Source organism: Mycobacterium canetti CIPT 140010059 (genome assembly GCF_000253375.1).
Classification (GTDB): Bacteria; Actinomycetota; Actinomycetes; order Mycobacteriales; family Mycobacteriaceae; genus Mycobacterium; species Mycobacterium tuberculosis.
This window is the reverse complement of record NC_015848.1, coordinates 2,161,837-2,174,882: the sequence shown is the minus strand read 5'-3', so window position 1 is coordinate 2,174,882 and position 13,046 is coordinate 2,161,837. Positions and strand designations below refer to the sequence as shown.

Genomic DNA, 13,046 nt, shown 5'->3' with positions numbered 1-13,046 from the left:
GCGGTGTTACGCGGACGCCGGAACAGACCGGGATAGCGTGGTCTTCGTCGGCTTGCTTCGAGCGAGCCTACGCGGTGAACGCAAGTTCGGCCTCCCTGGGGGAGCACAGCCGGTAGCCCCGGGCCGCGATTCTGAGAAATCCGCGATAGATCCATACCGCCATACCGTTTGTGAGCCCTCTAACACACTTGCTCTGTCCGCGGCGGTAACCGATACGGAAATGAGACGACTTTGCGCCCGAATCGACATTTGGCCTCCACACACGGTATGTTCTGGCCCGAGCACACGACGACATACAGGACAAAGGGGCACAGGTATGACAGACGTGAGCCGAAAGATTCGAGCTTGGGGACGCCGATTGATGATCGGCACGGCAGCGGCTGTAGTCCTTCCGGGCCTGGTGGGGCTTGCCGGCGGAGCGGCAACCGCGGGCGCGTTCTCCCGGCCGGGGCTGCCGGTCGAGTACCTGCAGGTGCCGTCGCCGTCGATGGGCCGCGACATCAAGGTTCAGTTCCAGAGCGGTGGGAACAACTCACCTGCGGTTTATCTGCTCGACGGCCTGCGCGCCCAAGACGACTACAACGGCTGGGATATCAACACCCCGGCGTTCGAGTGGTACTACCAGTCGGGACTGTCGATAGTCATGCCGGTCGGCGGGCAGTCCAGCTTCTACAGCGACTGGTACAGCCCGGCCTGCGGTAAGGCTGGCTGCCAGACTTACAAGTGGGAAACCTTCCTGACCAGCGAGCTGCCGCAATGGTTGTCCGCCAACAGGGCCGTGAAGCCCACCGGCAGCGCTGCAATCGGCTTGTCGATGGCCGGCTCGTCGGCAATGATCTTGGCCGCCTACCACCCCCAGCAGTTCATCTACGCCGGCTCGCTGTCGGCCCTGCTGGACCCCTCTCAGGGGATGGGGCCTAGCCTGATCGGCCTCGCGATGGGTGACGCCGGCGGTTACAAGGCCGCAGACATGTGGGGTCCCTCGAGTGACCCGGCATGGGAGCGCAACGACCCTACGCAGCAGATCCCCAAGCTGGTCGCAAACAACACCCGGCTATGGGTTTATTGCGGGAACGGCACCCCGAACGAGTTGGGCGGTGCCAACATACCCGCCGAGTTCTTGGAGAACTTCGTTCGTAGCAGCAACCTGAAGTTCCAGGATGCGTACAACGCCGCGGGCGGGCACAACGCCGTGTTCAACTTCCCGCCCAACGGCACGCACAGCTGGGAGTACTGGGGCGCTCAGCTCAACGCCATGAAGGGTGACCTGCAGAGTTCGTTAGGCGCCGGCTGACGGGATCAACCGAAGGGTTGCTTACCCGTCCACGTGAGATATACCTCGCGACCGCCGTCTCGATCGGCATCCTGTTGTCGCTGATTGCACCACTAGGCCCCCCGCTGGCGCGAGCCGACGGCACCAGCCAGTTAGCCGAGTTGGTCGACGCCGCCGCTGAGCGGTTGGAGGTCGCCGACCCGGTGGCAGCCTTCAAGTGGCGTGCTCAGCTGCCCATTGAGGATTCCGGCCGAGTCGAACAGCAACTCGCAAAGTTGGGCGAAGATGCCCGCTCGCAGCACATCGACCCCGACTACGTCACCCGCGTCTTCGACGACCAGATTCGCGCCACCGAGGCAATCGAGTACAGCCGGTTCTCGGACTGGAAGCTCAACCCGGCCAGCGCGCCCCCGGAGCCGCCGGATCTATCGGCATCGCGATCGGCGATCGACTCCCTGAATAATCGGATGCTGTCGCAGATTTGGAGTCACTGGAGTTTGCTGTCCGCGCCGTCCTGCGCCGCCCAACTCGACCGCGCCAAACGCGACATAGTGCGGTCCCGCCACCTCGATAGCCTCTATCAACGGGCCCTGACGACAGCAACACAGTCGTATTGCCAGGCCCTACCGCCGGCCTGATTAATCCGGTTGTGTATCCTTTGCCGGCCGACCACGGCCGGTCGCGGTGCAATAGACACCCGATCTCACCACTCTCTCTAATCGGTAACGCTTCGGCCACTTCCGGCGATATGTCGAGCATGACAAGAATCGCCAAGCCGCTCATCAAGTCCGCCATGGCCGCAGGACTCGTCACGGCATCCATGTCGCTCTCCACCGCCGTTGCCCACGCCGGTCCCAGCCCGAACTGGGACGCCGTCGCGCAGTGCGAATCCGGGGGCAACTGGGCGGCCAACACCGGAAACGGCAAATACGGCGGACTGCAGTTCAAGCCGGCCACCTGGGCCGCATTCGGCGGTGTCGGCAACCCAGCAGCTGCCTCTCGGGAACAACAAATCGCAGTTGCCAATCGGGTTCTCGCCGAACAGGGATTGGACGCGTGGCCGACGTGCGGCGCCGCCTCTGGCCTTCCGATCGCACTGTGGTCGAAACCCGCGCAGGGCATCAAGCAAATCATCAACGAGATCATTTGGGCAGGCATTCAGGCAAGTATTCCGCGCTGACGGTTGGCGGCGTGTGCGGTCTATGACCAGGTCGACGTATGTGTTTGGATCAGGTCATGGAAGGTTCGGCCACAGTTCACATGGCAGCGCCGCCGGACAAGATCTGGACATTGATCGCGGATGTCCGCAATACCGGCCGGTTCTCGCCGGAAACCTTCGAGGCCGAGTGGCTTGACGGTGCCACCGGCCCCGCGCTTGGCGCTCGATTCCGCGGGCATGTCCGGCGCAACGGGATCGGGCCGGTCTACTGGACGGTATGCGAGGTGACGGCATGCGAACCGGGCCGTGAGTTCGGGTTTGCTGTGCTGCTCGGCGACAGACCGGTGAACAATTGGCATTATCGTTTGACGCCCACCGCCGACGGCACCGAGGTCACTGAGTCGTTTCGGCTCCCCCCGTCCGTGTTGACCACCGTGTACTACCGGGTGTTCGGGGGCTGGCTGCGTCAGCGCCGCAACATCCGAGACATGACCAAGACGTTGCAGCGCATCAAAGATCTGGTTGAAGCAGGCTGAGGGCGGTTCGGCTATTCCGGATTCCGCATGAAAGCGATATTCATCACCGGCGCCGGCAGTGGAATGGGCCGCGAGGGTGCAACGCTTTTCCACGCCAACGGCTGGCGAGTAGGTGCGATAGACCGCAATGAGGATGGGCTGGCTGCCCTGCGCGTACAGCTTGGTGCCGAACGGCTGTGGGCCCGCGCCGTCGACGTTACGGACAAGGCGGCCCTTGAGGGTGCGCTCGCTGATTTCTGCGCCGGCAATGTCGGCGGCGGTCTCGACATGATGTGGAACAACGCCGGCATCGGCGAAGGCGGTTGGTTCGAGGACGTGCCGTACGAGGCCGCCGTGCGCGTCGTCGACGTGAACTTCAAGGCGGTGCTCACTGGCGCCTACGCCGCACTGCCTTACCTCAAGAAAGCACCGGGAAGTCTGATGTTCTCGACGTCGTCGTCCGCGGGCACCTATGGCATGCCGCGTATCGCGGTCTACTCGGCGACCAAACACGCCGTCAAGGGGTTGACCGAGGCGTTGAGCGTTGAGTGGCAGCGTCATGGGGTTCGCGTCGCCGACGTGCTGCCCGGTCTGATCGACACCGCTATCCTCACCTCGACGCGCCAGCATTCCGACGAGGGCCCCTACACGATCTCCGCGGAGCAGATCCGCGCTGCCGCGCCCAAGAAGGGCATGTTCCGGCTGATGCCCTCGTCCAGCGTCGCCGAGGCAGCCTGGCGGGCCTACCAGCACCCCACACGGTTGCATTGGTATGTGCCCCGAAGCATTCGCTGGATTGATCGGCTCAAGGGCGTCAGTCCGGAGTTCGTCCGACGTCACATTGCCAAGTCCCTGGCCACGTTGGAGCCAAAACGGAAGTAATGTCCCGAGCACGATGCTCAGGCCCGAATGGAGGTGGCTGGTGTGCAATCGGTTGGTCACAGTGACCGGAGTTGCAATGGTCGTCGCGGCTGGTCTCTCCGCGTGCGGGCAAGCTCAGACGGTACCCCGAAAAGCCGCACGCCTGACTATTGACGGCGTCACTCACACGACACGTCCCGCAAAATGCAGCCAGGAGCACTCCTACCGGACCATCGACATCCGCAACCACGACAGCACCGTCCAAGCCGTGGTATTGCTCAGCGGTGACAGGGTAATCCCGCAGTGGGTGAAGATCCGTAACGTCGACGGGTTCAACGGCAGCTTCTGGCACGGCGGGGTGGGCAACGCCCGCGCCGACCGCGCCCGCAACACATACACAGTTGCCGGCAGTGCCTACGGCATCAGCAGCAAAAAACCCAACACGGTGGTGTCAACAGACTTCAACATCCTCGCCGAATGTTGAATTGCGGGTTCTAGTCTTGAAGAAAAGCCACTCGATCGACGGAGGCGCGGTGAAGGACAAGCTGCACTGGTTGGCGATGCACGGGGTGATCCGCGGCATTGCGGCAATCGGGATTCGGCGTGGCGACTTGCAGGCCCGGCTGATCGCGGATCCGGCCGTCGCCACCGATCCGGTGCCCTTTTACGACGAAGTCCGGTCCCACGGCGCCCTGGTGCGCAACCGCGCCAACTACCTGACCGTCGACCATCGGCTCGCCCATGACCTGCTGCGATCGGACGACTTCCGCGTCGTCTCCTTCGGCGAGAATCTGCCACCACCGCTGCGCTGGCTGGAGCGGCGGACCCGCGGCGATCAACTTCACCCCCTGCGAGAACCTTCGCTGCTGGCCGTCGAGCCGCCCGATCACACTCGCTACCGCAAAACGGTGTCGGCGGTGTTCACCTCACGGGCGGTCAGCGCGCTACGCGATCTGGTCGAACAGACCGCGATCAATCTCTTGGATCGGTTCGCTGAGCAGCCCGGGATTGTGGACGTCGTAGGACGCTATTGCTCGCAACTGCCGATCGTGGTCATCAGCGAAATTTTGGGCGTGCCCGAGCATGACAGGCCGCGCGTCCTGGAATTTGGTGAGTTGGCAGCGCCGAGTCTAGACATCGGGATTCCGTGGCGGCAGTACCTGCGTGTGCAGCAGGGGATACGAGGATTCGACTGCTGGCTGGAAGGGCATCTGCAGCAGTTGCGGCACGCTCCGGGTGACGACCTGATGAGTCAGTTGATCCAGATCGCCGAAAGCGGGGACAACGAGACACAGCTCGACGAGACCGAACTTCGGGCGATCGCCGGACTGGTTTTGGTCGCCGGATTCGAAACCACAGTGAACCTGTTAGGCAACGGGATTCGCATGTTGTTGGATACCCCCGAACATCTGGCCACACTGCGCCAACATCCGGAGCTGTGGCCGAATACGGTTGAAGAAATCCTGCGGCTGGATTCGCCGGTTCAGCTCACCGCCCGGGTGGCTTGCCGTGACGTCGAGGTGGCTGGTGTGCGAATCAAACGCGGCGAAGTCGTGGTGATCTACCTAGCAGCCGCCAACCGCGATCCCGCTGTGTTCCCGGATCCGCACCGCTTTGACATCGAACGCCCCAATGCCGGACGACATCTTGCGTTCTCTACCGGCCGCCACTTCTGCCTGGGGGCCGCCCTGGCCCGCGCCGAAGGCGAGGTCGGGCTGAGAACGTTCTTCGACCGCTTCCCCGATGTGCGGGCCGCGGGTGCCGGAAGTCGGCGTGACACGCGGGTGCTGCGCGGTTGGTCGACGCTGCCGGTGACACTGGGTCCGGCACGGTCCATGGTTAGCCCGTGACGGGGCCACACCTGCGCCACCTGAAAGCTACCGATCGCCAAGGCGATAGATGCGTGCGGCAGTGCCATGGGCAATTAGGTCGACCACCCGCAGGGCATCGGTCTCGCACCAGTCGTCGCGCTCGACAAAGCCACGCAGAACACGCTGAATTCCACTGCGCCACAACGTTGCACCGAGAAAGTGCAGTTCCGCGGGGCCGAATCCGTCCGACGAGTACACGATCTTGCGGAAGGGGGCAAGCTCCAGTAGTCGGCCGATGAAGGCCGGCGACCGGGCCCCCAGGTAGTGCACACTCAACCCGCCGTCAAGATAGACGTTGTTGAAGGCTTGTGCCAGATAACCGGCTTCTCGTTCGTAGGGATAGCAGTGCAGCAACACGATTGGGGTATTGCCGGACTGCCGCAGGAAGTCGAGCAGATACAGCGGATTGGCCTTGTGCAGATCAGCGTCCCGGTCGCCAAATCCGACGTGGAACTGCAGCGGCTTGCCCAGGCGCAACGCCTGATGCAACCCGAAGCGCAGCAGAACCCGATCCTGTAATCGGACACCGCCACGGTCGCGCCAGCGCTTGGCGGCCTCGGCGACCTGCGCCGCGGGTGGCTCGGTCAGATCACCGTCGAATCCACCTCGATAGGCCAGGATGGACTTGGTTGCCACCGCTGTGGCTGCGCGCCGGCGCAGTATCTCGTTGAACGCCGAGGCGTAGTCGCCGGATGCCTGCACGGCCTGTTCGGCCACCTGTTCAAGACGAACCACCTCGTGAGCGTGGCTGCCCGACAGTTCGCCGAGGCCGGCGACGCTTGCCATTCCGGACACGTCGTAGCCGATTCCGGTCTCCACCAGCCAGTCGGTTACCCCGGCGGCCTGCAGAAATCTGCGAGCCAATTCAGCTTCACTGAATTGACTGCGGCGATCCCAATAAGTCTGCGGATCAACGTGCCTAGGCAATCCAAGGATGGGAGCGCAGTGGTTGCGCACGGCGAACCCGAGTTGTGAGTCGAATCCCGAGTCGAAGTCTGCCAGGGGTTCGGTGTTGGCCTCATTGAGCGCGTTCTCGAACCGCCGCCGGTTCCCCTCGGTCAGCCAGCATCCGTGGACGTGCTGATCGATCAACGGCACTTCGGCCGTGTGCCGCGTCAGGTCCGAACCGGCGGAGTCGGCCATCGTTACACACTCCAAGCCATCCGGAACTTGTCGGCCAGCTGCGCAGGATCGAGGTCACCGTAGCGCTCATGCTCTAACTGGCGTACCGCGACCACTGCATCTACCACGGGATCGCCAAGGATGCACCGAAGCAGTTTCGAACTATCCAGTACAGCAATTGCATCCGCCTGATCGGCAGCAAGTCGCAGAATGCCGGCACGGTCACGATCCACGTCAGACAGCTGTGTCGGGTCTACGGTCGTTTCCGACGGCAACACCGCCTTGGTCTTCATGCCGTCGAGTGCCAGTCCGAGGATCGCCGCCGACGCGAGATACGGGTTGGCCGACGGGTCGACGACCTTCACCTCCACGTTCCCGCCGTACGCGCTGCCAGCCCCGCCCTTGACGAATCGCACCGCCGCTTCCCGGTTTTCGGTACCCCAGCATGCATAGATTCCGGCCCAGTTACCGGGTCGCATTCGCAGACCGGACACGATCGATCCGCACAGGATGCCTTGGGCGTCCGGCAGTCCGCGAAGCACTCCTGCCACCGCGGCCTCCCCGGCCGAGGTCATGCCAGCTGCTCCAGTCCCACCGGAGAACAGCATCCCTTCCGACATAGTCAGCGAGAAGTGTTGGTGGGCACCGGATCCGATACTTCCGGCGAAGGGCGCTGGCGATAGGCTCACGCGTAACCCGTGCCGGCGGGCGGTACGGCCGATGATGAGGCGGGTCAGCACCAGCTGATCGGCGGCCGCGACCGGCGGCTGCGGCGCTAACGAGATCTCGAATTGGTTGGCACCGTATTCGGGATGGAACTGCTCGATAGCGATGCCTGCTGCCGTTGCCGCGGCGTTGACATCGCGGACGAACGCCTCGTGCTCGAGCACCCCGGCGACACCGTACTGCGCCCACAGCGTCGAAGGCAGCCGCTGGCCGTCCGCGTCGACCAAGAGGAATTCGACTTCGTGGCCGATTACCGCGTCGATGCCGGCATCAGCAAGCGCGGCCTCGATCCGGCTCAGCGTTCCTCGGCTGCAGGCGGGGACCGGTGTGCCGTCCTGCTCGAAGAACCCGGCGGGCGCCCACGCCAACCCGTCGCCGATGATGCGCAAGGCGGACAGATCGATGCGGAGACGTTGATCGCCGACCACACTGATGTCTGCGGTGAATGCAATACTGCATTGGTCGATACAGAAGGTATGCCACACCGGACTGGCGCCGAGGCCAGGATTGGCGAATGTGTTGGTCCGGCGTATCGGCACGGTCTTGGCCTGGGTGAGTCCGGCGGGGTTCACGACGGTGCCGATGACGGTGTCGACGCCCTCTGCCTCCAATTGGGCGATCGCGGCCGCGGCAAGCGGTGTGGCTGTCATGGCAGTCATTCTGCAGCGCGGATCAGCTCGCGCGGCTACGCGCGGCAAGCATCGCTACGTTGTAGCCGCGAGTTGGCGTGATTCCGACAGGTCGCCCAGATCTTCATACCAGTCTCGTTGAACGAGCACCGCGTCGGTGACGTGCTGCAGAGCGGCTTCGAATTGGTGGTCTGGCTGTCGCTTCAAGCCGGGCGCCACGGCCAAGTGGTCGAGCAGCCACTGACGGATCAAAACTGCGAGGGAGTCGACCTGACGGTGCCCGGACGGGGTTAGCGTCAAGATGTCGCCGTCGCGTGCCGCGTAGCCGGTCTGGACCAGACGGTCGAAGACGGGTTCAAAGACCTGATAGGGCACGTGCAGGTGTCTACCGATATCGGTCAGCCGTACTGCCTCGAACAGCCGCTGGTATTGATAGATCCGCAGAAGGGCCCACAGCTCGGCGACGCCGAGTCCGCAACCGGGTTGTGTCGCAATATCGCGCAGTCGCACCCCGTTCGGCAGCATACGCCGAACCGCGATTTCCAACACATCCTCCGGCGATTCGGCTCTGGGCACACCGAACCCGTCGCCGAGGTCGTCGGCGTCATCGTGGATGTCGGTGAGCGGTACCTCTCGCAGCAACAGCGCCAGGATGAAACCGACCACCGTGACCGAGACCGCGCAAAGGAACACCTGGGTGAGCGACTCGGCATATGCCCGCACGATCGGGGCGGCCATGCTCTGGGGCAGCTGATGCAAGACAGCCGGAGATGGCACTGCCGGGACAGGCACGGCGCCCGACGTCAGCGCGGAACCGAGTCTTCGGTCCAGGAAGTTTACGAACAACGCACCGAATGTTGCGGTACCAAACGAGGCGCCGACCACCCGGAAGAAGGTCACACCCGATGTTGCGACGCCGAGGTCTTCGAAAGACGACGTGTTCTGCACGATGAGAACGAGCACCTGCATGGACAATCCGATGCCGGCACCTAGGACGACCAGGTACAGCGATTGCAGCAGCGGTGGCGTCCACTCGTCCATCTGCGACATCAGCAGGAACGCAACCGCCATCAGCGCCATCCCCGCGACCGGGAAGATCTTGTAGCGGCCCGTCCGGCCGACCAGGACACCCGTCCCGGTCGAGGCGATCAGCAGGCCGATCACCATCGGCAACGTGCGCAGACCTGACGCGGTCGCCGACGCGCCGTCCACGTACCCCAGATAGATCGGTACGAAGGTCAGTGCACCCAGCATCGCGAATCCGACCACGAAGGACAGGACGCAGCACACGGCAAATACTGGGCTGCCAAACAGCCTGGGCGGCAGGATGGCCGCAGCGGCGCGGCCCTCCAGCCACACGAAGAAACCCAGCGCCACTGCGGCCCCGATCAACAGCCCGACAATGGTCGCTGAGCCCCAGGCGTAGGTGGTTCCGCCCCAACTTGTGGCCATGATCAAAGCGGTCGTGGCCACAGCGATGACCAGGATCCCAAGGTAGTCGATGACCGGTTTGGGCGGTCGGGCCAACGCAGGGACGGCGGTTGCCGCCACTGTCAGCACCGCGATCGAAACCGGCACGTTGATCCAAAACGCCCACCGCCAGCTCAGATAGTCGGTGAGCCAGCCCCCCAGCAGCGGACCGGTGACCGTGTTGACACCGAACACCGCACCTAAGACGCCCTGGTAGCGGCCACGGTCCCGCAGTGGGACCACCTCAGCGGCCAGCGCGTAGGCGGTGACGGAAATCGCACCGGCACCGACGCCCTGCAGTGCGCGAGAGATCGCCAGCATGGTCATCGTCTGCGATAACCCGCACAGCACAGAGCCAACGACGAAGACCACGACGGAGCCTAGCAGCACCCTGTTGCGGCCGAGCAGATCACCGAGCTTGCCAGCCACCACAACCACGACAGTTCCCCCCAGCAGATAGCTGGTGACCGCCCACGACTGGTCAACGGTGCTGCCCAGCTCGGCGACGATCGTCGGCAATGCGGGCACAACGATGGTTTGGCCGGTCGCAGCGACCAGCACCCCGAACACAAGTGCGGTGAAAATAATGTTGCGTCGCACCGGACTGAGCAGCGGGCCACCGGCTCGGATTGCGGTGGGGGCAGTGGTCGGTGCTGTGGGGCCCGCCATATCCGCCCTCCCATCGCTGTTCGAGTCGATGCTAGAGCTTGTCAGCGGCGCCCGGAGTGGTATCGGAGAATCCTCAAGCGGGCATCAGGTCGGTGGGCGAGAGACGCACTGCGCCGAGTAAAGCTCCTCTCCTAGCTTGTCCATCAGCTCCAGCTGCGTTTCCAAGTAGTCGATGTGTTCTTCCTCGTCGGCAACGATTTTCTCCAGCAGTACGGCGCTGGTGGTGTCCTGTTTCTCCCGGCACATGACGATTCCTGGCTTGAGACGATTCAACACGTCGTATTCGATCGCCAGATCGGCCTCAAATTGCTCGCGGAGCGTCTGGCCGATACGCAACGAACCGATGCGCTGGTAGTTCGGCAAACCATCCAGCAACAAGATGCGATCGGTGATTTCCTCGGCGTGCCGCATTTCGTCGAACGACTCCGCGCGGGTGTGGGCCGCCAGCTCGGTAAAACCCCAGTTGTCCTGCATCTTGGAGTGCAGAAAGTATTGGTTGATAGCGGTGAGCTCGCTGGTCAATTGTTCGTTGAGCAGGCGCAGAACATCGGGATCACCTTGCATGACCACTCCTATGGGATATAAGGCTGTCGTGGCGAACCGCGCCAGGTGGGCAGGGCTGGAGCGCACCGGTGTCGGGCTCGTCTTGGGCTGATAACAGCACGTTTGCGTGCCGCGTCTCAATCTAGTGCAGCGAGTACGGGTCGGCGCAGGGTTTGTTGCGGCGTCGGCGCGTCTCGCCGGCGCAAAGTCCAAGCCGCGGGTCATTGTTAGGTTAGACTCCACTAATCAGCTTAGGTTAGACTCCACTAATATGCGGCTTGATCGTTCGCCGACGCAGCATCTGCTGGGGGTTTGCTGATGTACGTGTGCTTGTGCGTCGGCGTCACCAACCAAACCGTGTGTGACGCCGTGGCGCGAGGTGCGTCGACCTCCAAAGAAGTGGCCGCTGTGTGCGGGGCTGGCGGCGACTGCGGACGCTGCCGGCGCACACTGCGAGCTATCATCGCAGCCGCCCGACTCAACCCAACCCAACTCGACCCCGCAGGTCGCACGAGCGACGCCGTTTGCTGAGTCCCTCAGCCGTTGCTGTAGATGCGGGTGGGCGTGATCAGCACCACGGCGCGCTGCTCCTGCGCCATCACCCGGTCGTACTCGTCCCAGTCGTCGTGCGTGCCACCCGCCGCAGTGAAGACCTCGCGGAGTAGCAGCCGCAATCGCTCGCCGTCGACCAGCCACGGCCGCGGATCGTCGGGGCCGACAAGTTGTGCTCGGCCTTCGACGGTCGCCCACTGCCAACCGTTGCGGAACGTGACGGCCAGTTGTGGGCGCGCCCTAAGGTTGCCGAGTTTGACCTTGCCATAGGTGGTGAATCCCAGAGATGGTTCGCCGCTGACAGGATGCGGCAACAGTCCAACGTTGACCAGCGACGCCTGCACGGTGCCGTCGGCACGAACGGTGGAAACCACCGCAAGCCCACGTTCTGCCGCCGCCAGTGCCGCGGCTTCGTTGAGTGTTGTCATCTCACGTTCCTCAATCCTTGAACGGTGTTCTGAACACGTAGCGGCTGGTTGGCACGGTGTCGATGTTCTGGTTGGCACCGAATGCAGATGTGCTCGCGACCATCCGGCTTATCCGATTCCGCAGATCGTTGTCGTCGGCGGCTCCGAAGAAGGCTTTCAGATCGGTTGTCGCCGCCACGGGAAACAACTCTTCGACAATGCCCGCGATTCCCGGTGCCTCTGGGGTGAGGGCTCGTACCACCCAGTTCTGGGTGTAGCCGAATGTCGCCTGTGCCTCGATAGCCACTTGCGTGTGGTCGCGCTGCCAGCGGGTCAGCCAGGTCGCCTGGTCCAGGCCATCGGGCCGGCGCAGGAGCGCGATGTTGGCCAGACCCGGTGTACGAGAACCGGACTCGACGAGCGATGGGAAGGTCAGCGGAACCGACTCGGTCACCAGGTATGCGCCGAGTTCATCACACTCCTGAGCCAGTAGCCTGAGGGCGGCTGCTACCTGCTCGCCATAGCACTGCTGGGTCCACAGGCTGACCACCGCTGCGACCGGTGGGTACAGCGTTGTCAGGGTCATCAGTGAGTCGCGCACGGTACTGTCCCGGACATTGATCGACAGCCCAGCAACGCCCAGTCCCAGCAGGGCGTCGGCGACTTGAGCTCGTTGGCGGGCACACCAGTCGTCGTCTGGCTCGGGCCGCATGAGCACGGCGATCACCTTCTCCATGAGCCCGAACCTACATCCGCTGTCAGGCGTCGACGCCCCGGTGGATCGCGCGGTCTATGTGACCGCCAGTAATGCCACCGTCCGCCGGTCCTCTCCGCCGCCGTAATACTTGGCGAGCAGCGCGACAAAGTCCTGGTTGGCGTCGGTGGCACGGGCGAACAGGGTCATCGACGAGCACAGCTTGAGGTCGTCGGGCGGGCCGAAGATTTCCTCGATTGAGCGGCCTTGCACCTGGTTGACCAACCCGGTGCACTCATGCAAGCGGGGCCCGAGCAGGTCATGCTGCAGATAGGCCTGGGCTTCCTCGAGCGAGGAGATGCCGTAGCGCACTGCCAGTGGGCTACTACCTAGCCCGCGGAGTTGTGGGAAGACGAACCACATCCAATGACCGCGCTTTCGTCCGGCGCGCAGCTCCTCGACGACGCTGCGGTAGACCGGAGCCTGCGCGTACACGAAACGCTTCAGGTCGAACGGGTCGCTTGCTGACTTCATATCACTACGGTTGCACACTGG

15 protein-coding genes are annotated in these 13,046 nt (G+C 63.6%); 8 read left to right on the top strand and 7 right to left on the bottom strand.

Features of this window, described 5'->3' with window-relative positions; genetic code table 11:
* Nucleotides 1–316 precede the first annotated feature (316 nt).
* The 7 genes from ag85B to MCAN_RS09890 are packed head-to-tail and all read left to right on the top strand — an operon-like array spanning nt 317 to nt 5,658.
* The gene (gene ag85B / locus MCAN_RS09920; RefSeq protein ID WP_003409456.1) at nt 317–1,294 is read left to right on the top strand and encodes a diacylglycerol acyltransferase/mycolyltransferase Ag85B; all 978 of its coding nucleotides are present in this window, start codon (nt 317–319) and stop codon (nt 1,292–1,294) included.
* A 17-nt stretch (nt 1,295–1,311) separates the two neighbouring features.
* Nucleotides 1,312–1,911 carry a chorismate mutase gene (locus tag MCAN_RS09915; protein WP_003899064.1) on the top strand — a complete coding sequence of 200 codons (600 nt, stop codon included), beginning with the start codon at nt 1,312–1,314 and terminating at the stop codon, nt 1,909–1,911.
* Nucleotides 1,912–1,922: 11 nt separating this feature from the next.
* The gene (gene rpfC / locus MCAN_RS09910) at nt 1,923–2,453 is read left to right on the top strand and encodes a resuscitation-promoting factor RpfC (protein ID WP_014000993.1); all 531 of its coding nucleotides are present in this window, start codon (nt 1,923–1,925) and stop codon (nt 2,451–2,453) included.
* A gap of 38 nt (nt 2,454–2,491) precedes the next feature.
* Nucleotides 2,492–2,968, top strand: a complete 477-nt coding sequence (locus MCAN_RS09905; protein WP_003409417.1) for an SRPBCC family protein — start codon at nt 2,492–2,494, stop codon at nt 2,966–2,968.
* Between the two features lie 27 nt (nt 2,969–2,995).
* Nucleotides 2,996–3,829, top strand: coding sequence for an SDR family oxidoreductase (locus MCAN_RS09900; RefSeq protein WP_014000992.1), 834 nt, complete (start codon nt 2,996–2,998; stop codon nt 3,827–3,829).
* Between the two features lie 40 nt (nt 3,830–3,869).
* Nucleotides 3,870–4,292, top strand: a complete 423-nt coding sequence (locus MCAN_RS09895) for a lipoprotein LpqH (RefSeq protein ID WP_014000991.1) — start codon at nt 3,870–3,872, stop codon at nt 4,290–4,292.
* Between the two features lie 49 nt (nt 4,293–4,341).
* Nucleotides 4,342–5,658: a cytochrome P450 gene (locus MCAN_RS09890; protein WP_003409406.1), complete on the top strand. Its 1,317-nt coding sequence runs from the start codon at nt 4,342–4,344 to the stop codon at nt 5,656–5,658.
* A gap of 27 nt (nt 5,659–5,685) precedes the next feature.
* Here MCAN_RS09890 and MCAN_RS09885 read toward each other — a convergent pair whose 3' ends face one another.
* The 4 genes from MCAN_RS09885 to bfrA all read right to left on the bottom strand — a co-directional run bounded on the left by MCAN_RS09885 (nt 5,686) and on the right by bfrA (nt 10,859).
* The gene (locus MCAN_RS09885) at nt 5,686–6,822 is read right to left on the bottom strand and encodes an amidohydrolase family protein (RefSeq protein WP_003899061.1); all 1,137 of its coding nucleotides are present in this window, start codon (nt 6,820–6,822) and stop codon (nt 5,686–5,688) included.
* 2 nt (nt 6,823–6,824) lie between these two features.
* Entirely contained in the window at nt 6,825–8,177 is a 1,353-nt protein-coding gene (locus MCAN_RS09880) for a type I glutamate--ammonia ligase (RefSeq protein ID WP_003409401.1), read from the bottom strand.
* 54 nt (nt 8,178–8,231) lie between these two features.
* Nucleotides 8,232–10,295 carry an Rv1877 family multidrug efflux MFS transporter gene (locus tag MCAN_RS09875; RefSeq protein ID WP_003899060.1) on the bottom strand — a complete coding sequence of 688 codons (2,064 nt, stop codon included), beginning with the start codon at nt 10,293–10,295 and terminating at the stop codon, nt 8,232–8,234.
* 84 nt (nt 10,296–10,379) lie between these two features.
* Nucleotides 10,380–10,859, bottom strand: coding sequence for a bacterioferritin BfrA (gene bfrA / locus MCAN_RS09870; protein ID WP_003409398.1), 480 nt, complete (start codon nt 10,857–10,859; stop codon nt 10,380–10,382).
* Between the two features lie 297 nt (nt 10,860–11,156).
* Between bfrA and MCAN_RS21385 the strand changes: the two genes are divergently transcribed.
* A complete protein-coding gene (locus MCAN_RS21385) occupies nt 11,157–11,369 on the top strand; it encodes a (2Fe-2S)-binding protein (protein WP_003910872.1) in 213 nt (70 codons plus the stop codon).
* A 5-nt stretch (nt 11,370–11,374) separates the two neighbouring features.
* On the opposite strand, the gene MCAN_RS09865 is transcribed toward MCAN_RS21385, so the two are convergent.
* Genes MCAN_RS09865 through MCAN_RS09855 form a run of 3 tightly spaced genes read right to left on the bottom strand, consistent with a single transcriptional unit; the run spans nt 11,375 to nt 13,025 of the window.
* Nucleotides 11,375–11,818 (bottom strand): PPOX class F420-dependent oxidoreductase, encoded by a 444-nt coding sequence (locus MCAN_RS09865; RefSeq protein WP_003899059.1) that lies wholly within the window; start codon nt 11,816–11,818, stop codon nt 11,375–11,377.
* Between the two features lie 10 nt (nt 11,819–11,828).
* Nucleotides 11,829–12,533, bottom strand: a complete 705-nt coding sequence (locus MCAN_RS09860; RefSeq protein WP_003899058.1) for an EthD domain-containing protein — start codon at nt 12,531–12,533, stop codon at nt 11,829–11,831.
* 54 nt (nt 12,534–12,587) lie between these two features.
* Complete coding sequence (locus tag MCAN_RS09855; RefSeq protein WP_003409385.1) at nt 12,588–13,025, bottom strand: DUF1810 domain-containing protein; 438 nt, start codon at nt 13,023–13,025, stop codon at nt 12,588–12,590.
* Nucleotides 13,026–13,046: the final 21 nt, after the last annotated feature.